The following is a 26,585-nucleotide window of genomic DNA, read 5'->3' on the forward strand; positions in this document are numbered from 1 at the left end:
TTCTGAATCTAAATCACCTTGTTGTATTGATGCAACAGCGTAGTTGGTGGCTATTACACAGTCTGGTTTTGAGTGTATTGTTCAGCTTGAGTGTTTCAGCATCGGCACATGCAGATCAGGTCTCGACGATTTTTAATCAGCTTGCTAAAAGTGAGCTCATTCGAGCCGATTTTGAACAGCAAAAGAAGCTGGCGAGTTTAAACAAAACTTTTGTTTCCAATGGCACACTGACCTTTGCGAAATCCAATGGCGTACTTTGGCAAATTAAACGACCTGTGCAAGCAGATTTGATCGTAACCCAAAAGAAACTCATCCAGAAAACACAACGAACCTATAGCCAGATTCAGATTGACCAATCACCCTATAGTTCGGTCGCGACCTTATTTCTGCAACTCATGTCGGGTGATGACAAAGCCTTGGCGAAGAATTTTAATGTGGTATCGGCCAATTACAGTCCGACAGGATGGAATATTGCGTTAACGCCTAAATCTTCGCTATTTAAAAAGTTGTTCCTGAGAATTGATGCGCAGGGACAACAGTATGTTAATAAGATCGTGATTCAAGAGCAGGCCAATAACAGCACCACGATTTTATTCCGTAATCAAACGACTCAACCGAATCAACTGATGGCTGCTGAAGATGCGCTTTTCCAATTGGCAAAATAAATTCACAGCCATCTGGTTAATTATTTTAACTCTGATTGGACTTGCGCTAACGGTGGCATGGGTCAAAAAAGAGATTCATATCCAGACCAATATTTTTGCTTTACTGCCTGCAACGCAACAAAATCCTGAGCTTGCTAAAACACAGCAATATATGAGTGATCAGCTCAATGAAAAAGTCTTTGTTGTTTTAGAAAGTCAGGATCAACAAGCCTTAGCTCAAGCAACCCAGTTGTTTCAGCAGAAACTACAACACAGTGATCTGTGGCAACCGCTTAGGCCGCAACTCGATTTAGAACAATTTTCCAAACAGTTATATCAGCATCGTGCAGGCTTACTGAGCCAGCAAGATCGGCAGTTCTTACAGCAACAGGATTATGAAGCACTGACTGAGCAAAGCTTGATGCAACTCATGAGTGTTGGGATGCCGATTACCGCGACCTCACTACAACAAGACCCTTTGTTGCTGTTTCCACGCTATATGTTGAGTGTGGCCAATCAGCTTTCAAGTAATGTCGAGCTGGAAGATGGTTTTGCAACCATTCATGATGAGCAAAAGACGTCACGCTTATTGGTTCTGGAATTAAAACAGAGTCCCTACAACATTGATTATCAGGAGCAGGTCAGCGCTTGGATTGAACAGTTGCAGCTTGAGCTGAACAGGTTGCAGGTTCAATCGCATTGGACTGGAACAATTCTATTTTCTAATTATGGAACGCAGTCGGCTAAACAGGAAATTTCGACCATTGGCCTCGGTTCGACATTGGGCTTAATCCTCTTGGTCTGGTTCGGCTTTCGTTCATTCAGGCCTCTCATTACTGAATTTATCGCCGTGTCGACGGGGAGCTTACTTGCATTTGCGGTGACGCATCTGGTGTTTGGCGAAATTCATCTGATGACGCTGGTCTTTGGTGCCAGTCTGATCGGGGTGTGTGTCGATTTCTCTTTCTATTTTATGGCAATGCAATCGCAGCATCGTAAACTGGATGGGTTTAGGATTCTCAAGCCGCTATTGCCGAGCTTATTTATGGGCTTAATGACCACGGTTGTTGCCTATATTTTTCTGAGCTTTACGCCGTTTCCTGCCTTTAGGCAAATTGCGGTTTTTTCAATTGTCGGGTTGGTCGCTGCTTGGATCACCAGTGTGTTGCTACTGCCGCGCTTACCTCCGCTTAATGCACAACCTGCAATTCGACGTTTAGCTTGGATTGGAATGGCCAGACAATGGTTTCAGCAACATCAAAAACTACGCTATGGCTTTATTTTGAGTATTTTGCTGATTGGAGGGGGCAGCCTATTTGCTTTGCAATCTAATGATGATATTCGGAACTTGCAAAGTATGGATGTCAAGCTGAAACAGGAAGATCAATATATTCGGTCCTTGTTTGCCCAGCAGCAAAGTAGTGATTATTTTGTTGTCCGTGCACACTCAAGTGCTGAGCTTGAGCAGCAGGAAGCACAATTGATTGGTCAATTGCAGCAATTGCAAGCTCAAGGACAGATTGAAGGTTTTCAAGCCTTGGGACAATGGATTCCTCCCTTAACTCAGCAACAACAAAATGTACAGCTGCTCCAGCAGATTCCTGCAACCGCACTGAAAAAATATGCAGAGAGCATGGGGTTAAATTTTGCAGATCTCGTGCAATGGCAACAACAATTACAGCTGCAACCTTTACTTACGGAACAAGTATTTCAACATCATCCCTTGGCATTTTTACAGCTCAGTCCTACTGAGCGTCTGGTCACGGTCCGTGGGGTTAAGGCGCAGCGATTACAGCAATTGGAATCCGCGCAGATTGATTTCCAACAACCTGTCAGCACGCTGTCTAGTGCTTTTGCACAGCATCGTCAGCAAGCGCAGCATTTATTGATCTATGCCTTATTTGGACTGGCACTGGGTCTGGGCTTGGTCTATGGCAAGCGCTCGATTATGCCTCTGGTTTTGCCAGTGACTTTAGCACTTGTTAGTACCTTTGCTGTACAGGCGTGGTTGGGGGTGGAAATTAACTTGTTCAGTATTATGGGAACCTTCTTGATCATTGGAATTGGTGTGGATTATGCGATTTTCTATCGGCATGGACATGACCATCCGCAAGTGGTTGGCATGGCGCTGTTTTTGTGTATGATGTCGACCTTATTGGGCTTTGGACTATTATCATTGAGTCATACTTATGCGATTCATTGTTTTGGTCTAACCGTTTTATTGGGTGTGATCTTTTCATTTGTTTATGCGACTTTGCTTACGCCAGCCGATCAGCACCATATTGTGAATTTAGAAGAGCATTAAAAGATCTAATTTTTAGGGGCAATAATGAATACGTTACAAACAGCCGATGTAGTGATTATTGGTGCTGGACCTTCTGGAAGTTCAGCTGCTGCTTTACTTCGTCAAAAAGGCTATGCGGTAACGGTAATTGAAAAACAATATTTTCCTCGCTTTTCGATTGGTGAATCTTTATTACCGCAGTGCATGGTCTTTTTGGAAGAAGCGGGCTTATTAGAAACTGTGCGGGCACATGTTCAATCCCGTGCATTCCAGTTTAAAAATGGCGCGGCATTTTTGTGTGGTGAAAAACGTAGCCATTATGATTTCACTGAAAAATTCAGTGCGGGACCTGGTACAACATGGCAAGTTCGCCGTGCTGACTTTGATCACTTGCTGGCCCAGCAAGCACAGCAATATGGCGCGGATATTCGTTTTGGACATGAAGTTGTTGCTATCGATGTTGAGGTGGAACACCCTGTTTTAACCATTTTGGATGAAACACAGCAGCGCTATCAGATTCAAGCCAAGTTTTTATTGGATGCCAGTGGTTTTGGTCGTATCTTACCGAAGTTTTTAGATTTAGAAAGCCCATCCAATTTCCCAGTGCGTCGTGCGTTGTTTACCCATATTGAAGATGGGATTGAAGATCGTGCTGATTTTGACCGTGACAAAATTTTAATTACTGTGCATGAAAAAGACCGTCGTGCTTGGTATTGGCTGATTCCTTTTGCTGATGGTCGAGCTTCCTTTGGTGTGGTGGCAGAGCAGGATTTCTTTGATCATTATCAGGTTGAAGATGCTGCTCAGAATGAACCAGACTTGTTGTTGAAACGGATTTTGGCAGATGATCCTGCATTATCTGAGGTATTAGCACAGGCGAAATTTGATACGCTTGTACGTACCTTGGTTGGTTATTCGGCAAACGTCAAACATTTGGCAGGTCGGAATTATGCCTTGTTAGGCAATGCAGGCGAGTTTCTCGACCCTGTATTTTCATCGGGTGTGACCATTGCATTGAAATCTTCCAGTCTGGCAATTCCTTTAGTTGATCGGGTGCTGCAAGGTGAACAGGTGGATTGGATGCAAGAGTACGAATTACCGCTGCGTAAAGGGATTAAAGTGTTCCGTGCTTATGTTGAGTCTTGGTACGAAGGCGAGTTTCAGGATGTGGTGTTTGCCAGTCATCAAAATGACAACATTCGTCGGATGGTTTCGTCATTACTGGCGGGTTATGCATGGGATGATCAAAATCCGATTCATAAAAATGCCAAACGCCGTTTAAGCATGTTGGCAGAGTATTGCCGTGAAGGCGTAGCGCAAGAGAAGGCCTTAGAGGTTTAATATGCAACGGATCTGGATAAACCTATTGTGCTGTAGCATGTTGCTGTTGAGTAGCTGCCAACTGATGCCACACGCACAGGGGTTGAAAAGCAGTCATTGGCCAGCACAGCAATATCAACGACAAGACCAAGTTGAAGTACAGTGGAAAGATAAAAGCTTTAGCTTTTTGCTGTATCAACAACAGCAAGGTCAGCAGCTCAGTCTGGTTGCTTTGGGTTTAACGGGGCAGCCTTTGTTTCAATTGTTGTTCGATGGACAACAGGTCAAGGTGCAACAACGGATTGATCAGATGCGTTTACTCCCTTTTGAGTTTGTGGTTCGAGATCTGTTATTTGCGACCTATCCTCAGTTTGCTCAGTTAGGACAACCGTCTGTTCGGGTACAACAATCAGCAACGCAACAGCAAATTTTTATTGCTGAAAAGGCGGTGTTAGCGATTCAAACACAAGGCAACACCATTGAGCTTGATAATCTACAAGTACCCTACCGCATGATCTTGAGTCCGATTGAAAATACCTTAAATGCAGAAATGTCTGAACAAACGGTGCAACCATGAATCACTCTTCATCTAAGTTGCAAGCAGTCGGTATTCCCATAAGTGTTGGGCTTTCTGCATTAGGTCAGGATATTCCGCAGATTCGCCAGCATTTGATTGAAGCGACGAATACATTGAGTCTGGAAGTTGGATTTTTAGCGGATCGCGCTGTTTGGGTTGGACGCTATGCAGAGGCATTGATTGACACTGTGCCTGAATCACTCGGTCGATTTGACTCGCGTAATCTACGTTTTGCTTTGACTGCGCTGCAAAAAATTGAGGTTGAGCTCCAACAACAGATTGTGGGGATTGATCCAAAACGTCTCAGTATTGTGATGGGAACTTCGACCTCAGGCATCTCTGATAGTGAGAAATTACTCACGCAGTATTTTAATGGGGATGAAACGCTTGAAATTTCACATCAGCCACAGGAAATGGGCTGTCTAGCTAAAGCTTTACAAGGCTATCTCGGTTGGCAAGGAGCGGCTTATACCATTTCGACGGCCTGTTCTTCCAGTGCCAAGGCATTTGCCACAGGACAACGTCTAATTCAGGCTGGCTTGGCTGATGCCGTATTGGTCGGTGGGGTGGATACCTTATGCCAACTCACTTTAAATGGTTTTAACAGTTTAGAAAGTTTATCGGCTGATGTTTGCCAACCCTGCGGCATCAATCGTGATGGCATCAATATTGGAGAAGCTGCAGCTTTATTTTTGCTGACTAAAGCCTCTGCACCGATCATGTTATATGGTGTGGGCGAATCGATGGATGCATGGCATATTTCTGCGCCGCATCCCGAGGGTTTGGGTGCAGCGACCGCTATGCAGCACGCGTTGGATAGTGCGGCGATTACAGCGCAGCAGGTGGGATATATCAATTTGCATGGAACTGCCACCCAACAAAATGATGCGATGGAAATCAAGGCTGTTCGACAAGTCTTTCAAGGCTCGAATGTGCCCTTAAGTAGCACCAAGCATAAAACCGGACATTGTTTGGGAGCAGCTGGTGCGATAGAAGCCTTTATCTGTACCCAACTCTTAAAAGATCAAAGCGGGTTGCCCTTACATCAACAGACCGATATTGATCCTGAGCTTGCTGATCAAAACTATGTCACAGATGCTCAGCAGACAGAGAACATTCGCTATGTGCTGAGTAATTCTTTTGCCTTTGGCGGCAGCAATATTAGCTTGTTATTTGGGGTGCAGCACTAAATGAAATTAGATGCGATTGAATATATTCCACATGAACAGCCTATGGTCTTTATTGATCATCTGCTAGAAGTCAAAGAAGGTTATGCGATTGCTGAATTGACCATTCGTCCTGAATTAATGTTCTGTGAAGCAGCGGGTTTACCGACTTGGGCAAGTATTGAAATTATGGCGCAAACCATTAGTGCTTATTCAGGTTGGATGGGACAACAATTACAGCAAGCACCGAAAGTGGGATTTTTGTTGGGAACACGAAAGTTACAGTTACCTTTTGCATATTTTGCACTTGGACAGACCTTAAGCATTCGAGTTGAACAGCAATATTTGCATGAAGGGTTGGGGCAGTTTTCTTGCGAGATTCTTGGCGGTGAGCAGGTGATCAGTGCCTTACTCAGTGTCTATGAGCCGACTGATCAATCGACATTGGCATTATAGTTTTGGGAACAACAATGAATAGAAGAATATTAGTCACGGGTTCAAGTCGTGGCATTGGTAAAGCAATTGCATTGCAATTGGCTCAGGCGGGTTTTGATGTGACCATTCACGCCCGTTCACGGGAGGCGGAAGCAGCTCAGGTGGTTGAGCAGATTCAAAAGCTTGGGCAAAACAGCCATTATTTATTATTTGATGTGAATGCACGTGAGCATGTCAAAAGCTTATTAGAGCAAGATGTAGAACAGCATGGCGCTTTCTATGGAGTAGTGCTGAATGCAGGTCTTACTCATGACGGTGCTTTCCCTGCATTGACTGATCAGGACTGGGATGAAGTGATTTCGACGTCTTTAGATGGTTTCTATAATGTTTTAAAACCTTTGATCATGCCAATGATCCATTTACGCAAAGGTGGGCGAATCGTTACACTTTCTTCGGTATCTGGCATCATGGGCAATCGTGGGCAGGTCAATTATAGCGCGGCCAAAGCGGGATTAATTGGAGCAACCAAAGCACTGGCTTTGGAGTTGGCCAAGCGCAAAATTACAGTGAACTGTGTTGCACCTGGTTTGATTGAAACTGAAATGGTGACAGAAGAAGTTAAGCAACATGCTTTAAAAATGATTCCAATGCAACGTATGGGGCAGGTCGATGAAGTGGCAAGCGTCGTGAAATTTTTATGTTCAGATGAAGCGTCTTATATTACCCGCCAAGTGATTTCAGTGAATGGGGGCTTAATCTAATGAAGCGTGTAGTTGTAACAGGCATGGCTGGCATTACATCTTTAGGTGAAACGGCCGATGAAATTTTTGCTCAATTCCATACAGGTAAAAGTGGCATTTGTTATATGTCTGAGTGGGAACAGTATCCAGACCTCAGAACGAAATTGGCAGGACCTGTAAAGACCTTTCAAATTGCCAAGCATTTTAACCGTAAGGTGACACGAGGTATGGGACGTGTCGCGTTAATGTCTGTTATTAGTGCTGAGAATGCCTTGCAAAATGCTGGATTAATTGGTCATGAGATATTGGGTAGCGGTGAGGCTGGCGTGGCCTTTGGCTCATCTGCAGGTAGTGTTGATGCAGTGCGCGAGTTTGGCAATATGTTAATTGATCAAGACATGAGTAAGATCAATGCCACCACTTATATCCGTATGATGTCGCACACCAGTGCGGTGAACATGACGGTTTACTTTGGCTTGAAAGGGCTAACTTTGCCAACGTCGAGTGCATGTACCTCTGGCTCAATGGCGATTGGTCAGGCCTATGAAGCAATTAAATATGGTAAACAAACGCTCATGCTTGCAGGCGGCGCAGAAGAGCTGAGTGCTGCAGGCGCCGCCGTTTTTGATGTTCTATTGGCGACCAGTGGTATGAATGATCATCCTGAAAAATCACCACGGCCGTTTGATACACAACGAGATGGTTTGGTGATTGGTGAAGGTGCAGGTTGTTTGATTCTTGAAGAATATGAACATGCCAAGCAGCGCGGGGCAACCATTTATGCCGAGATCATTGGCTATGCAAGCAATACCGATGGGCAGCATGTGACCAAGCCTGATAGTGAGCGGATGGGGCAATGCATGCAAATGGCGTTGAAAGATGCACAGCTTGATGCTAGTCAGATTGACTATGTCAATGCGCATGGCACTTCAACCGATCAAGGTGATATTGCTGAAAGTCAGGCCACAGCGCGGATATTGGGACGTAAACCCATCAGCTCATTAAAGAGTTATTTTGGGCATACCTTAGGTGCTTGTGGAGCAATTGAAGCTTGGTTAGGCATAGAGATGATGCAGCGTGGACAATTGGTTCCCACTTTGAATTTGGATGAAATTGATCCGCAATGTGGTGATTTAGATTATATTACTCAGCAAGTTAGAGTGAGCGATATCAATATTATGATGAGCAATAACTTTGCTTTTGGTGGGATTAATACCTCACTTATTTTTAAACGAACAACATAACAAGCAAGGGGCATAATAATGTCAATCAAACAATTATTCTTAGCAACTGTATTAACAGCTGGTTTCGCTGCATCTGTTCAAGCTGCAGATACAGTGCATAATCTGGATTTTAAAGCGGCGGTAGACCGCGCAGTTGCTGATGGAACGCTAGATGGAACGGTAAAGTTTTATCTTAAAGGTACCAAATCAGGTGGAAAAGTATTGGAACAAGATATCGTCACCAATCAAAAAACCAATGGTTTTGGTAAGTCTGCAGAAAAGTCATGTGATTGGGTGCTTCGTTCTGCACTAATCCAGTTAGACAAAGCTGCAAAAGCACGTGGTGCCAATGCCGTAACCAATATCGTCAGTTATTTTAAGAAAAATGAATCTCAAAACTCGACAACTTATCAATGCTATAAAGGCATGGCAGTGGCGAGTGTTGCGCTGAAAGGCGATATCGTTAAGTTCTAAGTGATTCGATAAGGTTAAGCCAATGACGATACGTACAATTGAAATCCATGTTCAGGCATTGGCTCAGCTTCTAAAACAGGATAAAGCCGACTTTACTGACTTAAGATCATTTAACCACTATAAAAAAGAGCAGATTCAAACTTATCGCAATTACCTTTTAGCCAAGAAATTGGATTGTGAAATTGAAGATTTAAACTTTTCCAAGCATGAGCAAGGCAAGCCTTTTTTAACCTCTCATTCGCTGCATTTTAATCATTCACATAGCCAGCAGTATTATGCATTGGCAATGAGTGAACCAGTGAAGGATATTGGTATTGATGTTGAAGAGCTAGATCGAATGGTTCGTTTTGATGCTTTGGCACAACATGCTTTTCATCCAGAGGAGTACCAAACTTGGCAGCAACACGGACAAAATCGTGAATATTGGTTTAAGGTTTGGACGACTAAAGAAGCGATTTTAAAAGCGTCAGGTCTAGGGATTCGATTGGATTTAAATAGCTTAAATACTCAGGTACATCCTTCCCATCATGGTGGGATGTGTACTCATCCATTGATTGGTACTTTTGCCTATCAGAATTTTATTTTAAATCATACGATTGTCGTAACTGTGGCATGGCGAGCAGAGCAGTCTTGTCGAGGTTTTCAGTTTCCCCAGATTCAAATGATTCAGCATTAGCCCGAACGCATCAAGCAACGAATGTTAATTCATCATTCCATATAAAAATGCCAGTGATCACACTGGCATTTGATTTGAATAGGACAAAGATCAAGATTTAAGGAATCTCATCTTCTTCAAATTCAGGTTTCACTTGTACGATGAAATCTTGACGATTTAAGCCACGCCATAATGCGTATGCGGTACCAATATAAATTGATGAATAAGTACCCACAAATACACCCACAATCATCGCCGCAGAGAACCAATGTAAGCCATCACCACCAAGGAAGAACATCGCTACTACAACAAGTAAGAGTGTCATAGAGGTATGAATGGTACGGCGTAGTGTTTCTGTTAAGGCAATATCGATAATTTCACGAGGTGATGCACCGCGAATTTTACGGAAGTTTTCTCGGATACGGTCAGATACCACAATATTATCATTTAATGAAAAACCAATAGTTGCTAACAAGGCCGCTAGAACGGTTAGGTCAAATGGCCATTGAAATAAAGCAAATGCACCAATGATAATAATAATGTCGTGGAATAACGACATGACTGCGCCCATCGCGAGTTTAAACTCAAAACGAACGGTGACATAGATCAACATCAGAATCAGTGCCAGCGCAACTGCTCCTGTTGAACGTACATAAAGTTCATTACCGACAGCACCACCTACAGCATCAACCTTGTGAACGCTGACCGTATTATTGGGTAACTGAACAGCCTTGGTAATGGTATTACTTAGGTCCTCAACCTCAAGATCTTCTTGTACTGGCATACGAACAATCAGGTCAGTATTACTTCCTAATGTTTGGACAACAGCATCTTTAAATCCAGCTTGACTGAGTGCTTGTGTAATCTGTGAGGGTTGAACTGCTTGTTCATAGTTCAACTCAGCAGACACACCACCTGTAAAGTCCAAACCGAGGTTTAGACCTTTGGTTGCAATAAAGAAAATACTCGCTATTGTGAGTAAGATTGAGATGATTGCAGCAGGTTTGGCAATCTTCATAAATGGGATGATTTTTAAATCATCCGGACGACCGTATTGCTTTGAATCTCGTTGAGTCAGATCAGTCATATGAATCTCCTTAAATACTCAACTTGGTCAAATTACGGCGTTTGCCATAAATGATTTGTACGATTGCACGTGTGACTGTAATCGCAGTAAACATTGAACACACGATACCAATCATGAGTGTTACAGCGAAGCCTTTGATCGGACCTGTACCAATGGCGAATAAGATAAATGCAACAAGGAACGTGGTTAAGTTCGAGTCAAAAATCGTGTTATAGGCACGATCATAACCCGCCACAATCGCTTGTTTAGGAGAGGCCCCCCAAAGTATTTCTTCTCGGATACGCTCACAAATGAGGACGTTGGCATCGACGGCCATACCAATGGTAATCACGATCCCCGCGATCCCGGGTAGGGTGAGGGATGCACCGAGCCATGACATTACAGTTAAAATCATTGCAAGGTTAAAAATAAGTGCAAAGTTGGCGATTAAACCGAATAAACGGAAGAATACAATCATCCAAATGGCGACTAAAATGAAGCCAATCTGAGTCGATTTCACACCTTTTTCAATGTTTTCTTGACCAAGACTTGGGCCGACTACACGTTCTTCAACGAAATACATCGGTGCAGCCAATGCACCTGCACGTAGCATCAGCGCAAGCTCAGCGGCTTCTTGTGGTGAATCTAGTCCTGTAATACGGAATTGTGAGCCTAGAACAGCTTGAATGGTAGCCGCATTGATGACTACTGATTCGGTATATGGGGTACGAACCTCAGTTTGGGCACCTGTTTCAGGATCTGTCATATAGCTGATTTTTTGTTTATTTTCGATAAACAAAACCGCCATACGCTTACCAACAGCATTACGCGTGCCATCAGCCATCAATTTGCCACCAGCACTGTCCAAGGTGATATTAACTTCCGCACCACCTGAGTCTTGGCTAAAGCCAGAACTTGCATTCTGAACACGTTCGCCAGTTAAAATACGGCTACGGTTAAGCAATAATTGACGACCGCTGTCCATCGATTCAAAAGCAAAGACTTCTGTTCCTGGAGGGACGGGCTGTCCATTATATTGACGTGTATAAGGATCAATATATTGATCGTTGCTATCGGCAACTAAGCGGAATTCTAAGTTCGCTGTACGACCTAAAACACGTTTTGCTTCAGCAGTGTCTTGTATCCCTGGCAACTCAACCACAATACGGTTGCTACCTTGGGTTTGTACCAGTGCCTCAGCAACACCCAATTCATTAATACGGTTACGTAACGTGGTTAAGTTCTGATTGACTGCATAAGACTGAATTTCTTGACGACGTGTGTCGGTATAATTCAGTCTCAGGCTTGCGCCTGTCGTCGCTGCAATTGCTTGCTGAGTAAACTCGTTTCCATTACGGCGTAAGAAATCGGCCGCTGCATCGCGGTCTGCATTCTCTGCAAACTGAATCGTAATGGTGTTGTTGTTTAAAGCAAGGTTATTGAACTTAATTTTGTTGTCACGAAATTGACGACGCAAATCAGTCGCAGATGTTTCCATACGCTGACTAATTGCTTTATCCATGTCAACTTCGAGCAAGAAATGTACACCGCCACGTAAGTCTAAGCCGAGCTTCATCGGTTTAGCCCCAATCTTTTGCAACCATTCTGGTGTTGTTGGTGCAAGATTGAGCGCAATAACGTAGTCTTCGCCTAAATCACGGCTGAGTATCGCTTTTGCTTTTAACTGAGCTTCTGATGAGTCTAAACGTAATAAAGCTGCATTATTAGAGAAACTATTATCGTGACTACTAATGTCGGCCGTTTTTAAAATTTGCTCAGCTTTTTGCACGACACTCTGATCAATCTGAGTACCAGCTTTGGCGCCCGAAATTTGGACAGCAGGCTCATCAGGATACAGGCTTGGAAGTGCATATAACGTACTGATCACAAATACCACGATGATCAGCAAATATTTCCATGCAGGGTAACGCATTCGCTTTCTTCTTAAATGAAAAAGTCGTGCTGAGGCACGACGATCTTATGATTAAAGGTTATTGAGTGTGCCTTCAGGTAACACTGAAATAACACTTGCACGTTGGATTTTAACTTCTACACCACGGCTCAGTTCAACTGTTGCAAAGTCACCATCTAAGCGAACGATTTTGCCCATTAAGCCGCCAGCAAATACGATTTCACTACCAAGACCAAGACTATCAACCAAGCTACGATGCTCTTTGGCACGTTTTGCTTGAGGACGCCAGATTAAGAAATAAAAGATCGCAACAAATACAGCGATCATTAATATGTTTGCCATTAGGCTAGGGCCTTGTTGAGCAGCATCAGCAGCGTGGGCAGTAGAAATGAAAAAGCTCATTTTGATTTCCTAAAGTTTAAAAAAGGTCAAAAAATTGACAATAAGTTCCAATTCGTTTTGCAATGTACCTTGTCTTGGCTTTGCGTGCAAATCCTGATGAATTAATTTGGACAAGGTGGAACTTCTAATCCACGACGTGCATAAAAGTCCTGTACATACGCATCAAATGTATCGTTATCCAGCGCATCACGCATCCCTTGAGTCAGGCGTTGGTAGTAACGGAGGTTGTGGATTGTGCCGAGCATTGATGCCAACATTTCTCCACACTTCTCTAAATGATATAAATAGGCACGACTAAAGTTTTTACAAGTGTAACAATCACAATGTGGGTCTAAAGGGCCTTGATCATGACGATATCGGCTATTACGGATTCGGACCAAACCATCAGTAACAAAATAATGACCATTACGGGCATTACGGGTTGGCATTACACAGTCAAACATATCCACACCACGACGAACCGCTTCCACGATGTCTTCTGGTTTACCGACACCCATCAAATAGCGTGGTTTGTCTTGTGGCATTTTGTTCGGTAAGTAATCCAGCACCTTGATCATTTCATCTTTGGGTTCGCCGACAGATAAGCCACCAATCGCATAGCCATCAAAGCCAATGTCTAACAAGCCTGCGAGTGATTCATCACGTAGATCTTCATACATCCCACCTTGAATAATGCCGAATAACGCATTTTTATTCTTTAGCTCATCATGATGGTGTGTTTTACAGCGCTTCGCCCAACGTAAAGAAAGCTGCAAAGATTTCTGAGCTTCTTCGTGGGTTGCAGGGTAAGGCGTACATTCATCAAAGATCATGACGATATCTGAATTGAGTACCTGTTGAATTTCCATTGAGATTTCAGGTGATAAAAATACTTTTGAACCATCAATCGGTGAACGGAAAGTCACGCCTTCTTCTTTGATTTTACGCATGGCACCCAAGCTAAACACTTGGAAGCCACCTGAATCTGTCAAAATAGGTTTATCCCATTTGATAAACTCATGTAGACCGCCGTGCTCTTTAATCACTTCCAAGCCGGGACGTAAATATAAATGGAAGGTATTGCCGAGGATAATTTGTGCTTGAATCTCTTCAAGATCACGAGGCAACATGCCTTTGACCGTACCGTAAGTACCAACAGGCATGAACACTGGGGTTTCAACTACACCATGTTCTAAAGTGAGTCGACCACGACGGGCGCGTCCCGACTGGCCTAATTTTTCAAATTTCATGTCATAACCTGAGTCAGATCGAAGCGCCACTTTGAGATAGCGCTAGGAGGCGAAAAAACAGTTCGCTGATCAAAAACGGCTATTTTCCTTGATTATGGCGTGCAGTTCTACTACTAAATGTAGTTAGAGTTAAAAATTCGGTTTATAGTCAAAATTACGATCAATCACAGGGTCGCGGAAAGGGCGAATTGCTTTCTTTGATAAAGTGATGGTGTTAACCAAATTGTTTGGAAAAACTTGGATGTGGTTATTAAACAATTCGACATTGCGGTTAAAAATCGTAATCGCTGCACCCACATTTTCATTCTGTTCTTGAATGTCATCCATCATCTTGCTATATAGCGCATCTGCTTTCAGTTCAGGATAATTTTCAACCACAACATTTAAACTACGCATCAAATCGGTATTTAATTTTTCGATGTGCTGTAACTTGGCAATATCAGTGTCATTAATATTGAGATTCATGATTTGCTGACGCAAAGCAGTCACTTGCTCTAGGGTCGACTTTTCAAAGACCGTATATTTGCTTAATGTATCTTCGAGTGCTTCCAGCGTTTTGACTTTTTGGCGCTCAAAATTGGCCACTTCTGCCCAAGCACGTTTGGTGGCATTGAAATATCGCACGATCGTGTTACGGATATGAATCCCCCAAACAATCAGTACAACAAAAATTCCCAAGAAAATGAGTAAACCTGTCATTGCCATTCCCCTTTATTTTTCCCTTCCGGAACTTTTATTGTTCCTCATCCATTGCACCACTTTAGTCGTGGCTCAAGGTTAGGGCGATTTATTTAATTAAATTGAGCATCAATTCTTGAAACCGTTGATATTGCGGCATGGTCATGGTACGCAGATGTCCACGTAGTGCTGGAATATCATTGATCTGATCACGCTTACTCGTTATTTGTAATAGGTTTTGTTCCCCAACGTAGCAAAGAATTTGCTCTTGATGATGATAAATTAAATCACCTTTAAAGTGTTGAAAAAAATCATGTAATTTTAAGGTGATGCTAGGACTAATGGTTTTGGCAAGTTCATGTTGGCTTTGTCCAAAAATTTTCAGATTGCGATTGACTGAAATATCACTGCTTTGCCACACACTACGATAAGGCTCAAAAAAACGTGAGCGTTGATTACTGATGGCAATCCCTAAAGCTGGCATTTGAAAAATAAATGCTCCCCATAAGTCCTTATGTATTTCTTTGCTGACCTGCTGATTTTTATCACCATTCTTTAAAATAGGCATTTCGCTGACATAGTGGTATTGGAAGATTAGTACCTGATGCTCAGTGACCCCATCATGCCAAGTCGTGGATGCGTACTGTGTAATTTCATTCGACTCAGTGCCACGATGGAACAATGGAAAAAATTGTTTAAGTCGACTGATTACTAGGGTTGGTTGAGCCTGAATTGGGAGATAAGGGGGGAGTTGCTGAAAGTTTAAATGATAACGTAGAGTCATCAAGCGTTGTTCTAGATACTCCGTTACTTGTATCAACGGTTGTTTGGGTTCATACAGCAAATAGGCTAAAAAACCAGAAAGAAATGCGCCTAAAAAACTCCAAATAAATTGAATATGTGGATGAATAAAATAGCCAAATACCAAACAACATACACTGATAATCGTAAGTAATAGGGGCAGTACATTAAAAAAGTGTAGGTCGTGTGCCTCTCCCCAAGGATGTAGCTTATCTAAGAGTTCTTGGTCGGTTGTTGATTTATTTCCAATATCCCATAGCCGAGCAATATTGCGAAAAACCTGAGCATTTTTTTTACGTCTGATATGAAGCGCTTGTTGTACGGTGTCGATCGGCATGGAGAGGATCAATTCATTATAATAGGTCGATGGTATCTAGATTATGCTTTAAATTTCAGAAACGAAGAAGTATGTAAGATCAATCTGTATGCCTTTTTATTCTAAATATCTTATTTTCCCTAAAGTCATTCTTTAGTGAATAGGCTAAACCTTGATTTAGCCTATTCTAATTTTTCTAAGCCTCAAGCTTATCAATCAGCATCGCATCGCCATAGCTAAAGAAACGATAGCGGTGTTCAACTGCATGTTGATATGCTGCCAAAATATTGTCTCGATTCGACAATGCTGAAACTAACATCAATAGCGTGGATTCTGGTAAATGGAAGTTGGTAATCAACTGATCCACGATACAGAACTGATAACCTGGGAAAATAAAGATTTGAGTATCGCCTGTCCAGGGTGCAATTTGACCTTGATTGGCTTGAGCAGCACTTTCTAAAGCGCGTGTTGCTGTTGTCCCCACCGCAATCACTTTATTACCGCGCGCTTTGGTCGCTAAAATCAGATCAATGGTTTCTTGTGGAACATCACACCATTCGCTGTGCATAATGTGGTTGCTAATGTCTGTAGTACGGACAGGCATGAATGTTCCTGCACCGACATGCAAGGTGACAAAGGTTTTTTGAATGCCATTGGCTGCTAATTTTTCTAATACATCTTGGTCGAAATGCAGACTTGCGGTCGGCGCTGCCACACTGGCAATCTTTTCAGGATCATGAAAAACTGTTTGGTAGCGTTCAGTGTCAATATCTTCGGCTTCACGATTGAAATAAGGTGGAATTGGTAATTGACCATATTGATCGAGCACCGACAAAATTGGTTGTGAGAATTTCACTACAAACAGATTTTCATGACGACCTTGTACTGTCACAGGAATTGCATCTTCCCCGATATACAGTTCTGCACCGGCTTTGGGCGAGTTGCTCGATTTGATGTGACAATGTGCTGTATGCGTATCCAACAGACGTTCAACTAGAACTTCGATCGCACCGCCAGTGGCACGTTTGCCTTTTAATCGTGCTTTCATGACTTTGGTGTCATTGAGAACCAGTAAATCACCATCTTCCAATAAATCTAAAATATCGGTAAAGGCCTGATCATGATAATGACCTTGGGCGTCGATATGCAGTAGGCGTGATGCGCTACGGCTTTCTAATGGGTAGCGAGCAATCAGTTCATCTGGGAGGTCAAAAGAAAAGTCGGAGAGTTGCATACATCTAAAACATTGCAAAAAATTGGGCGTAGTATAGTCTTTTTTGCATTTTCTCGCTGAGCTGGATGTTTATAGATAGAAAAATATCTGAATGATTTAAAAGTGAGCAATAAGTGATAGTTAGGGTTTGACAATAAAATCAAACAGGTTATCATACGCAACACAAAGCATCACACTCTTCCCGAGGTGGTGAAATTGGTAGACGCGGCGGACTCAAAATCCGCTGTCAGAGATGACGTGTCGGTTCGAGTCCGACCCTCGGGACCACTATAATAAAAACATACACCAACATATCGGTGATTCTCCTTTAAATCCAAGCATTTAATCAAAAACCAATACCTCTATATGCCATCATATACCACTATACAACGTGGAATAATAAGGATACATTTAAGGATATATTCACTGCGGTCAACTTCCGTATCCTTATTTTGAGTGAAACCCTTATGGCAAAACAGATTAAGCCACTTTCCTCTACCCAATGTGATGGGGCAAAACCAAAAGAAAAAGACTACAACCTGTATGACGGACAGGGCTTGATTTTATTTGTTCGAAAAAATGGTTCAAAGGTTTGGAGATTTAAATACAAACGTCCTAATGGTAAAGATGGATTAATGACATTAGACAACTACCCAGCCCTTACTTTAAAAGAAGCTCGGGAACGTAGAGCCATTTATTTAAATCAGTTAGCCAATAATATTGACCCTATTAATCAAATTAAAATTGAAGAAGCTAAAAACAGTGATGAGTTTAGTTTTGAGCGTATTGCACGAGATTGGCATGAGGCGTATGTGGCTACTGGCAAGTGGAATCAAGCCACGGCAAGAAAAGCCTTAAGCAACTTTGAAATGTATGTTTTCCCTGTCATTGGTAATAAACCGATAGATACGATTAAAACCCGAGATTTGTATAGCGTCCTGAGTAAGATTGAAGAAAAGGGCTTTTTAGAAATCGTCAGTAAGACACGACAAAGATTTTCGGGTATTTTCGCTTATGCCATTACTAAGGGTTACATTGATCTAAGCCCAGCCGTAGCTTTAAGTGATGCAATCACGATTACAAGAAAAACAAAGCACTATCCAAAATTGTCATTGGTACGGTTACCTGAGTTTTTCAGCCGTTTAAGAAATGACGGAGGCAATCCAATTACCAAGCTGTGCTTAGAGTTTGCCTTGCATACTTTTGCCCGATCCAGTGAGCTACGCTTTGCACGTTGGAGTGAATTTGATTTTGATAAAAAGATATGGACCATACCGCCTACAAGGGAATTAATTGCTGGATATAAAGATTCTCACAGAGGTGCAAAGATGAAAGAAAAGCATTTAATCCCTTTGTCCCCACAAGCATTAAAGCTTATTAAAGAAACGCAAGTTTATAGCGGTATTTCTTTAAATGTATTCCCTAATAGCGTAGACATGGGCGGTTTTCTGAGTGAAAACACTGCTAACGATATGATTAGGCGCATGGGCTACAGTACCCAAGAGGATGTATGTATTCATGGCTTTAGGGGCATGGCATGTGGTGCATTAATTGAAAGTACGTTATTTACTGAGGATGCAGTAGAGAAGCAAATGAGCCACCAAGAACGTAATGGCGTAAGATTGGCTTATATGCACCATGCGGAATTTATGGAAGAACGTAGAATGATGCTTTGTTGGTGGAGTGATTACCTAGAAGCCAACCAAGAGAAATTTATTAGCCCGATGGAATTTAGCCTTTCATTAATGGAGCAGGCAAAGCAGGGTGTAATTAATATTAAATATGCGAAGTTGATTAAGCTTAAATTGGCTGAAATGACAAATTCATTCATTGCTTAATTAGGCGAAAATAGCATACGCAAAAATAGCATTTAAATTGTGGAATTTGTCCAAACTCTAATTTTTATGTTTTATGGATATAGTGTTTTTTGAATGTTACAGGTGTTACAAGGTTACATTATTGTTTTATAAAGAATTAATTTAAAAAAGCTGTAACACTTTTTATTTTGTAGGTTACAGATTTGTTTTTATTGAATTATTTTAAATTCTAAAACCTTTATTTTGTTGCTGTAACCTACTTTTGAATAGAGTTTTACGGCATAAAATGAATGCATTAGACTTCATAAGATGCTGTTTTATAAACATTAAGTTTAAATTTTGGCTGTAACCACTTTTGTAACCTGTTTTTTTCTGAATTTTGAATCGGGCAAATGAGTTACAAAGTATGAACTTGCCAACCATATGAATACTGGGAAGTCTGAAAACTTGGATAAATATCTAATAAATTGACAAGAATGACAGTTTTTATAGCAGGCACTTGTACCTTGGGTTGGCAAAATAGATGATTTAAGTTTTTGTCGATGATATATGCCAATATAAGGCATTATATGGTTTTAGGATGCGCTGCAATTGGGGGGGGTATGATAGAAATTAATCCTTATGAGTTAGACCCTGAAGAAGCACGTCATCAATTTTATGATTACCAAGAGCGAATTTTTAGAAAAATTCATAGTGAAATGGATGATGTACAAGATGATATAACTTATATTCTTTATCATCATTATCACCCTAAAAATTTTAATAACATTGATCCAGATGTTCTAAAATTTCTTGAAAAGCATGGGCTTAAAAGAAGTTTAAAGGGGCGCGAAACTGATAAGGCAAATCCTGATTATTATTTAGCAGCCTATTTTGGTATGGAGACCGCTGAAAATTTTTTTAATAACTCCGTCAATATGGATTTTGATACTCAATTGAGCAATTTATCTTATGCTAAAAATCAGCTTGCAATTTTAAAGGTTTTATCTCCTACAGGAGAACCGAAGCATAAATCCAGAAATAAAACGGGTCAGTCAAAAGGTGCGAAAATAGCGAATAAAAATAGATATGCGCTTACTAGACAAAAGGCAGAAGTGGAGTGGAATAAATTCAAGCGTACAGTGCTAGATTGGGTGAAATTTAAAAATAACCTCGAACAATATGAAAAAGAAATAAATACAACGTTAAAAGAGTTTGAACAATCTTTTTTTAATACATTGACAGGTATGCGTTTAAAGGGATCGAGTGCTGAAACAAAGAATTTGTTAGATGAGAAATATACCGATAGTGTACAAAATCCGCCTTTAGTGATTGGGTGGATTAGGGAGCTTGAGGAATTACCTAATAAACAAAAAGAGCAAGCGGATAAAAAACGAAAGCAAAGACGAATAGATAAGATGATGGAAAATAGTCCATATGCTCCATTAGGGATTCAATTAAGGCGTGAAAAAAATAAAATATTGAAAGAAATTGATTGATTAAATTATAATAAAATCAAATATATAAAATATGACCACTTATTTTTTTAGCGGTATAGTATTTGTTCATGTTATCAAAAATCAAAATAGCCTCATAACCGATATGAGGGCTTATACATGCAAATTCATGCTTTACCTACTCACGCACAACCGCTACGAGTATCTCAAAAAACCACTTGTCAGATGCTAGACCTGACCGCAGAGGGTTTGCGCAAACTTATAGCAAAAGACCCAACATTTCCAAAACCTTACAAAGCTGGGCAGACACGCCAAGCCCCTGTTTATTTCGACTATGCAGAATTGGTGCAATGGCATAAAAGCCAAAAGCAAGCCAATGATGTGCAGTCTGTTTAGGTGGGGAAGATAGTCATGCTAGAACAACAACACATAAGTGAAGAGCTATCAGGTACAGAGCGCTTTTATCGTATGAGTGACCTTGCCAATATTCCTGAACGTCCAGCACGTATCCATCAATATAAATCGGGCATAAACAAGGGCAGAACCCGAGTGATTGGTGAACGTAGGGCAAGCAAAGGCTTGATAGGCGTATCTGAAAAAACTCTATGGGAATGGGTGCGAAAGGGTGAATTTCCACAGCCAATAAAACTTAGCTCAACTATTACTGTATGGCGTGCAACAGATATAGCTGGGTGGATGAAATCTAAAGAAATGGAGGCTAAATCATGAAAAATGAAGCTCCAAAAGAAATCAAATTCAGTCAAATCAATATTGGGAATAAGTTTAAGGCACAAGCCTATAATTATTTGGCGAAAGCTATTTCATATACTGCCAATAAAGGAAATAAATCACCATTTTGTCTATTGGTAACGTATGAGGTTTTACCCAATGAATCTCATTCAGCCTTTGCACACCAAGAATATGCCTTATTCAATCCTGAATTAAATTATATTCAAGATGGTTTTTTGTTTGTTGATGGGAAAATGATAGCAATTCAGATAGCTGAGTGTATTCCTATTTATGATGCAGAAATATTAATAGATTGGCGAAATAATGATGGGCGTTATACGTGGAAAAAAGCAATCGTTTTACCTTTGGATGTTATAGAAACCCTTTCTAATTATGCTGAGTTTGCACAGGACTATAACGATTATATTCATTTGGGCTATACGACCCTTAAAACGCCACGTTATGACAGTCCTTGTATAGGTATTGATGGGTATTTATTGAATTTGATTACCCATACGCTACGGGCTGATGCGAGAAAATACCATATTCAGGGGCAAGATAGCGTTGCCTTTCATTTGAGGACAGTTAAACGCCTAAATGATGCAGTAAAAACCAATACGAGTGCAGGAGGTTTACCAGTATGAACTTCCTAAAAACGTATAGATCAGACGTATTAGTATGCTCAATCCTTGCAAAACCTAAAAAATACCGATATTTTAAATATGCCCAACAGAAAGCAGTTGGGTTAGCTTTGGACGGCTATAAATTCTCACTAGACGCACAGTCCGTAAGGGCTTTTTTTGTGCGTACTATCTCTATGCATTCGCATATCTTTATGGCGAAGCTGGAGAGGGACACGTTTACGTGTGTAGGTAACCTAGTGAGCCTATCGTCCAACCCTTTTCAGCTTTGCCACCCTCATTTGGACGTGAACGGCAAGGCTTCTATTAATACACTAGGAGCGCATAATCATGCCTAATCAAACCGTTACTACTCAAAACAAAGTATTTCAAGTCCTTACAGAATTGGATAAACCAGTTAAAGATTATTTCTTTTGTTTAAAGGAAATTCAGGCACTGCATAACGCCGTGATTCACTTCATCGGCAACGAAAGCAACCCTCGATTTAAAAAAGATATTCAAACTGTGCATTCAGCTTTGTATGGTTCACTTCGAATTATAAGCTTATGGAATGTCCAACTGGATGAGCTAGCAGATGCAATTAGTGATATTGAAGAAACAGACGATCCAACAGCTTTAATTCAAGCTATTTACAACGATTTTCAAAAACTTGATGCTGATGTACAGCATTTAATAAATCTTGCCAAGATCGCTTGTGATAAGGCATTACAGATCAATCCAGTTGCTTTTAAAATTACTGGGATCAGTTTAAGCACTATTCAGCTTATGATCAGTGCAATCCAGCGCATGACGATTCAACTACAATCCGATATTTTTGCCGAATGCGATGTCTTAGGAGAGCTATACCCTACGATTTTTAAAGTAGAGGTGTAGTCTTATGAAGAAAGCGCACCCTACGCTAGGGAAATATCGAAATAATAATTCTGACAAGCCAAAGAAATTTGGCTTAAATCGGGCACTACTTCCTGATCCTATTGAATATCTAACTGCTAGTGGCTACGCCGTAAAAGGTCGTGGCGAATGGCGAGAAATGATTTGTCCTTTCCATGATGACAGTACCCCAAGCTTACGCATAAACAGCCGTAAAGGTTGTTTTAAATGTATGGCTTGCGAAGCCAAAGGCGGTGATTTGATAGCATTTCACCAATTGCTTACAGGCAAGTCTTTTATCGAAGCGTGTAAAGATTTGGGTGCATGGGAGAATCATGAATGACTGAATTTTTAGATTATCAGGAAGTTCAAGAACAAGCTTTTATCCATGCCCAAAAGCTAGCTGAGCGTGAAGTCAAAAATGGTTATCAGTTTGAGTACCTATTCAGCTATACCAATGGTCACGGCATGCCAGTGTATTGGAAAGTGAGAGCCAAAAACCACCATACTGGTGATAAATGGATACGTGTATTCTCCAGTGGCGAACGTGGTTTTAAATTTGGTGATCCTAATTTCAATGAGTTGTACCCAATAGGACAAGGTAAAAAGCCGTTATATGCCCTTGAACAGGTATTAAATATTACTGAAAAACAGTCGATTTATATTGTTGAGGGTGAACAAAAAGCAGACTTTATCAACTCATTGGGCTTAACCGCAACCACATGCGGTGGCAGTGGCAACACAGATAAAACCGACCTAAAACCACTTGCGAAGCATTCAATTGTGATTTGGGCAGACAATGACAAGGCTGGCACCAAGTTTTTTAATGAAATTGCCCAGCAACTTGATTTATTGGGTTGTGTGATTCGATATGTCGTTTTGGATGAGCTGAAATTGCCCGAGAAAGGCGATGTAATGGATTGGGCAGAGTTACGCAAGCAACAAGGGCTACATACCACGGCAAGCGATATAACAACCCTTAACACCGCAACTTATCAGCCACCATCACCAAGCAGTAATTTACCTGATGGTATGCTTGCTGAACCTATGGAATGGGATAACGGTAGTTTTGAGGTACATGATAAAGGCGTATTTTTCATTGAAAAGTTAAAAAATGGTGAATATCGGGAACGGTTTATTTCCAGTCCAATTTTAGTGACAGCCAAAACTAGAGATAACACCAGTAACAACTGGGGGCGTTTATTACAGTGGCAAGACGATGCTTTCATTCACCATACTTGGGCTGTTCCAAATGAGCTATTTCAAGGTGATGGTACAGAATCACGCAAAGCGTTATCCAATCAAGGCGTGATTATTACGCCTGACCGCAGAGGCAGAGAGCTTTTTCAAATCTATTTAATGAGCTATCCAGTCGATAAATTTGCCTTATGTGTGGATAGTGTTGGCTGGCATGGTCATCGCTATGTATTGCCAACTGAAACTTATAGTAATCCAGTCACTAAGCATGATGAAGTGATTGTTTATCAGCGTACAGATGGGTTAGATAACCGCTTTCAATTCAAAGGTGAATTAGAAACTTGGAAAAATGGCGTGAGCTTGTTGCTGGAAAGCCATTCTAAACTTGTATTTAGTGTAGCGTGTGCATTTGCTGGGCAATTACTTGAGCCATTAAATCAGCAAGGTGGTGGCTTTCATATCAATGGCACATCATCCAAAGGTAAAAGTACCGCTATTTACCTTGCTTGTAGTGTATGGGGACACCCTAAAGAGTATTACCGTACTTGGCGATCTACAGGCAACGCCTTAGAACAAACCGCCTTTATGCACAATGATGGATTTTTAGTGCTGGATGAAATTGGCGAAGCATCGGCTAAAGATATTGGACAAACCGTGTATATGCTTGCCAATGGTCAAGGTAAGGCACGTATGGCGAGAACAGCGATAACCAAAGCACCACAACAATGGCGTGTTTTGTTTTTATCCAGTGGCGAAAAGACTTTTAAAGAGGTTTTAAATGAGATCGGGCAAACGGCTAAACTAGGGCAAGAAATCCGATTGCCTGAAATTAGTTTAGATGCTTGTGAGCATGGTGTATTTGATCTTGTAGACTTTGCGCCTGATGCTTCACAGCAAGCCAATATGCTGTATGAAAATTCAATTAATGCTTATGGTGTGGCTGGTAAAGCATGGCTTGAATATTTGACCAATGATAAAGGTCGGATGACTGAAACCGCTTTAAGAATGTATCAGCAATACCAAACAAAGCTTACTCCAGACAATGCACAGGGTCATATTGCTCGTGTTGCTTCACGTTTTGCGGTTGTCGCCGTGGCTGGTGAGCTGGCAACGCAAGCCAATATCACAGGCTGGAAAAAGGGCAGGGCTTTAGAGGCAGTCACCAGCGTATTTAAGACCTGGTTAAATAGCTTTGAAATGGTCGGGGATTTTGAGGATCGGCAGATACTTCAACAAGTTCGGGCATTTTTTGAGGCGAATGGAAATAGCCGTTTTGATACCTTGATTGAGGGTAATAAGCGTGCGAGCTATGGCAATTCAGATCAAGTAGATGATTCAGGTGCTGATACGAAAAGCTTTAGGGAGAAAACCATATATCGAGTGGGCTATAAGGTGGTTAATGCCCAACAACGTGAAACCTTGCGTTACTTGTTCTTTAAAGAGCAATTTAAACAGGAGCTTTGCACTGGTTTTGACCCTAAAAAAGTAGCTAAAGTGCTTAAAAAACATGGCTGGTTAGATTGTGCTAATGGCAAAACAACCAAGCAGGAACGCACCCCTGAAAGTAAAAATCCAGTTTGGTTATATGTGTTCAACACATCAATGTTTAGCTATGACATTGAGAACGCCACTAATCCCTATATGGATGACGTAAACACAGGCACAACCATAGATATTTAACTCAATTTTAGGCTGTATGAGCATGAAACGCCGTTCAGCCTTTTTATTGGCGATCTTAAATCATGAATATTGCACAGTTAATCAGCCAAGTTTTACAGCACTATGGTGCAAGCCTTGAGCTAATCAATAATCAAACTTTGCGCTTACATCATTCTGATGGTATGCCCCAGCAATGCGCTGACTTTATACGCAAATATAAACCGCAGTTAATACGTCGTTTACTGCTTCAATCATGCTATGAACTACTGGAGCATATTCAACAAGAGGGTGCAGAAATAGAGCTGATAGACAATCAAACTATTCGCTTACATCATGCAGAACGTATCACAGACATGGATATACAGCGAGTAAAGCAGTCCAAAACGGAAATTATCGAAATACTGAGTAATTCGACTGCATCCAATTCCTCAATAATGGATACGGAGATACAGCAAGAAGTGATACAGACCTATTTTGACCGACTGGAGCGACACCGTAGCAACTTGCGTAAAATCAGTAATCCTGTAGAAAATGCCCTTGTGAAGCCTGAACATGTACGGCAAGACCTAATACAAAAATTTATGCTGAACCAAGATCAAGCCCAGCAATTTATAAATGCTTTAATTGAACAGAACATATTTAATTACGATAGTCGTTTTAGGTTTTACCTATTCCCGAACTTCACCCATTCAGCCATGACCGCTTTTCAGCATCACAATACTTTTGCCTAAGTAAACTAAAACAATCTAATTGTGAATTTGCGCCGTAGGGTGGCAAGGGCGAGGTTACTTATTCCGAGATTTTGGCACTGTTTTGTAATGTAGTCTTTAACTGGAGTAGATCGGACTTAAAAAGGCTTGAATTTTTATCCATATTTACTAGCTCACTCCATATTTTTATTTACTTTTATCTAAATCGATCTTTTTTTTACAAATGAGAAAGGAGGGCGGTGTCCGCCTAAGGCGAGTTGAGAGATTTTTCATGCCCCCCATACCCTAAATCGTAACCCATGTAACAAGATTCAAAGCCTCAATGTGTTACAGATAAATTTATATAAAACAATCTTGTAACCTATGTAACACTTGTAACCACTTAAAAATG

Annotated in this window: 27 protein-coding genes and 1 tRNA gene; 21 read left to right on the forward strand and 7 right to left on the reverse strand. The window is 41.2% G+C overall.

Annotated elements, in window-relative coordinates; genetic code table 11:
• Positions 1-29: 29 nt before the first annotated feature.
• Genes MMP72_RS07975 through MMP72_RS08020 form a run of 10 tightly spaced genes read left to right on the forward strand, consistent with a single transcriptional unit; the run spans position 30 to position 9,539 of the window.
• Complete coding sequence (locus tag MMP72_RS07975; RefSeq protein ID WP_241316385.1) at positions 30-665, forward strand: outer membrane lipoprotein carrier protein LolA; 636 nt, start codon at positions 30-32, stop codon at positions 663-665.
• Positions 640-2,949, forward strand: a complete 2,310-nt coding sequence (locus MMP72_RS07980; RefSeq protein ID WP_241316168.1) for a hypothetical protein — start codon at positions 640-642, stop codon at positions 2,947-2,949. Before MMP72_RS07975 ends, MMP72_RS07980 begins: the two co-directional genes overlap by 26 nt.
• A gap of 24 nt (positions 2,950-2,973) precedes the next feature.
• Complete coding sequence (locus MMP72_RS07985; RefSeq protein ID WP_241316170.1) at positions 2,974-4,269, forward strand: NAD(P)/FAD-dependent oxidoreductase; 1,296 nt, start codon at positions 2,974-2,976, stop codon at positions 4,267-4,269.
• 1 nt (position 4,270) lies between these two features.
• Complete coding sequence (locus tag MMP72_RS07990; RefSeq protein ID WP_241316172.1) at positions 4,271-4,825, forward strand: DUF3261 domain-containing protein; 555 nt, start codon at positions 4,271-4,273, stop codon at positions 4,823-4,825.
• On the forward strand, positions 4,822-6,015 hold the full coding sequence (locus tag MMP72_RS07995; protein ID WP_241316174.1) for a beta-ketoacyl-[acyl-carrier-protein] synthase family protein: 1,194 nt from the start codon (positions 4,822-4,824) through the stop codon (positions 6,013-6,015). Before MMP72_RS07990 ends, MMP72_RS07995 begins: the two co-directional genes overlap by 4 nt.
• On the forward strand, positions 6,016-6,447 hold the full coding sequence (locus tag MMP72_RS08000; RefSeq protein ID WP_241316176.1) for a 3-hydroxylacyl-ACP dehydratase: 432 nt from the start codon (positions 6,016-6,018) through the stop codon (positions 6,445-6,447).
• Positions 6,448-6,461: 14 nt separating this feature from the next.
• The gene (locus MMP72_RS08005) at positions 6,462-7,187 is read left to right on the forward strand and encodes a 3-ketoacyl-ACP reductase FabG2 (protein WP_241316178.1); all 726 of its coding nucleotides are present in this window, start codon (positions 6,462-6,464) and stop codon (positions 7,185-7,187) included.
• Positions 7,187-8,410: a beta-ketoacyl-ACP synthase gene (locus MMP72_RS08010; protein WP_241316180.1), complete on the forward strand. Its 1,224-nt coding sequence runs from the start codon at positions 7,187-7,189 to the stop codon at positions 8,408-8,410. The genes MMP72_RS08005 and MMP72_RS08010 overlap by 1 nt, the downstream gene beginning before the upstream one ends.
• 18 nt (positions 8,411-8,428) lie before the next feature.
• Positions 8,429-8,863, forward strand: a complete 435-nt coding sequence (locus MMP72_RS08015) for a hypothetical protein (protein WP_004802690.1) — start codon at positions 8,429-8,431, stop codon at positions 8,861-8,863.
• Between the two features lie 22 nt (positions 8,864-8,885).
• Positions 8,886-9,539, forward strand: a complete 654-nt coding sequence (locus MMP72_RS08020; protein WP_241316182.1) for a 4'-phosphopantetheinyl transferase superfamily protein — start codon at positions 8,886-8,888, stop codon at positions 9,537-9,539.
• 97 nt (positions 9,540-9,636) lie between these two features.
• Here the strand turns inward: MMP72_RS08020 and secF are convergent, their stop codons facing one another.
• From secF to queA, 7 genes are all read right to left on the reverse strand, one after another.
• A complete protein-coding gene (secF, locus tag MMP72_RS08025) occupies positions 9,637-10,605 on the reverse strand; it encodes a protein translocase subunit SecF (RefSeq protein ID WP_241316184.1) in 969 nt (322 codons plus the stop codon).
• A 10-nt stretch (positions 10,606-10,615) separates the two neighbouring features.
• Positions 10,616-12,517: a protein translocase subunit SecD gene (gene secD / locus MMP72_RS08030; RefSeq protein WP_241316186.1), complete on the reverse strand. Its 1,902-nt coding sequence runs from the start codon at positions 12,515-12,517 to the stop codon at positions 10,616-10,618.
• A gap of 51 nt (positions 12,518-12,568) precedes the next feature.
• Positions 12,569-12,898 (reverse strand): preprotein translocase subunit YajC, encoded by a 330-nt coding sequence (gene yajC / locus MMP72_RS08035; RefSeq protein ID WP_241316188.1) that lies wholly within the window; start codon positions 12,896-12,898, stop codon positions 12,569-12,571.
• 101 nt (positions 12,899-12,999) lie between these two features.
• The gene (tgt, locus tag MMP72_RS08040) at positions 13,000-14,127 is read right to left on the reverse strand and encodes a tRNA guanosine(34) transglycosylase Tgt (protein WP_241316190.1); all 1,128 of its coding nucleotides are present in this window, start codon (positions 14,125-14,127) and stop codon (positions 13,000-13,002) included.
• 129 nt (positions 14,128-14,256) lie between these two features.
• Entirely contained in the window at positions 14,257-14,826 is a 570-nt protein-coding gene (locus tag MMP72_RS08045; RefSeq protein WP_241316191.1) for a LemA family protein, read from the reverse strand.
• An 88-nt stretch (positions 14,827-14,914) separates the two neighbouring features.
• Positions 14,915-15,943 carry a hypothetical protein gene (locus MMP72_RS08050; protein ID WP_241316192.1) on the reverse strand — a complete coding sequence of 343 codons (1,029 nt, stop codon included), beginning with the start codon at positions 15,941-15,943 and terminating at the stop codon, positions 14,915-14,917.
• 175 nt (positions 15,944-16,118) lie between these two features.
• Entirely contained in the window at positions 16,119-17,156 is a 1,038-nt protein-coding gene (gene queA, locus MMP72_RS08055; protein ID WP_241316194.1) for a tRNA preQ1(34) S-adenosylmethionine ribosyltransferase-isomerase QueA, read from the reverse strand.
• Positions 17,157-17,336: 180 nt separating this feature from the next.
• Here queA and MMP72_RS08060 point away from each other — a divergent pair.
• The 11 genes from MMP72_RS08060 (at position 17,337) to MMP72_RS08110 (ending at position 26,215) form a co-directional block, all read left to right on the forward strand.
• Positions 17,337-17,423 (forward strand) — tRNA-Leu (locus MMP72_RS08060).
• A 179-nt stretch (positions 17,424-17,602) separates the two neighbouring features.
• Complete coding sequence (locus MMP72_RS08065) at positions 17,603-18,973, forward strand: integrase arm-type DNA-binding domain-containing protein (protein WP_241316196.1); 1,371 nt, start codon at positions 17,603-17,605, stop codon at positions 18,971-18,973.
• Between the two features lie 581 nt (positions 18,974-19,554).
• The gene (locus tag MMP72_RS08070) at positions 19,555-20,430 is read left to right on the forward strand and encodes a hypothetical protein (RefSeq protein WP_241316198.1); all 876 of its coding nucleotides are present in this window, start codon (positions 19,555-19,557) and stop codon (positions 20,428-20,430) included.
• Between the two features lie 117 nt (positions 20,431-20,547).
• Positions 20,548-20,784, forward strand: coding sequence for a transcriptional regulator (locus MMP72_RS08075; RefSeq protein ID WP_121930650.1), 237 nt, complete (start codon positions 20,548-20,550; stop codon positions 20,782-20,784).
• 15 nt (positions 20,785-20,799) lie between these two features.
• Entirely contained in the window at positions 20,800-21,117 is a 318-nt protein-coding gene (locus MMP72_RS08080; protein WP_241316200.1) for an AlpA family phage regulatory protein, read from the forward strand.
• Positions 21,114-21,761: a hypothetical protein gene (locus MMP72_RS08085; protein WP_121930648.1), complete on the forward strand. Its 648-nt coding sequence runs from the start codon at positions 21,114-21,116 to the stop codon at positions 21,759-21,761. Before MMP72_RS08080 ends, MMP72_RS08085 begins: the two co-directional genes overlap by 4 nt.
• The gene (locus tag MMP72_RS08090; RefSeq protein WP_228200051.1) at positions 21,758-22,096 is read left to right on the forward strand and encodes a hypothetical protein; all 339 of its coding nucleotides are present in this window, start codon (positions 21,758-21,760) and stop codon (positions 22,094-22,096) included. The genes MMP72_RS08085 and MMP72_RS08090 overlap by 4 nt, the downstream gene beginning before the upstream one ends.
• Positions 22,089-22,631, forward strand: coding sequence for a hypothetical protein (locus tag MMP72_RS08095; RefSeq protein WP_121930647.1), 543 nt, complete (start codon positions 22,089-22,091; stop codon positions 22,629-22,631). Before MMP72_RS08090 ends, MMP72_RS08095 begins: the two co-directional genes overlap by 8 nt.
• A gap of 4 nt (positions 22,632-22,635) precedes the next feature.
• Positions 22,636-22,971, forward strand: a complete 336-nt coding sequence (locus MMP72_RS08100) for a CHC2 zinc finger domain-containing protein (protein WP_121930646.1) — start codon at positions 22,636-22,638, stop codon at positions 22,969-22,971.
• Complete coding sequence (locus MMP72_RS08105) at positions 22,968-25,505, forward strand: DUF927 domain-containing protein (protein WP_241316201.1); 2,538 nt, start codon at positions 22,968-22,970, stop codon at positions 25,503-25,505. Before MMP72_RS08100 ends, MMP72_RS08105 begins: the two co-directional genes overlap by 4 nt.
• 62 nt (positions 25,506-25,567) lie before the next feature.
• Positions 25,568-26,215, forward strand: a complete 648-nt coding sequence (locus MMP72_RS08110; protein ID WP_121930644.1) for a hypothetical protein — start codon at positions 25,568-25,570, stop codon at positions 26,213-26,215.
• Positions 26,216-26,585 lie beyond the last annotated feature (370 nt).

The organism is Acinetobacter sp. NIPH 2699 (genome assembly GCF_022549355.1).
Lineage (GTDB): Bacteria > Pseudomonadota > Gammaproteobacteria > Pseudomonadales > Moraxellaceae > Acinetobacter.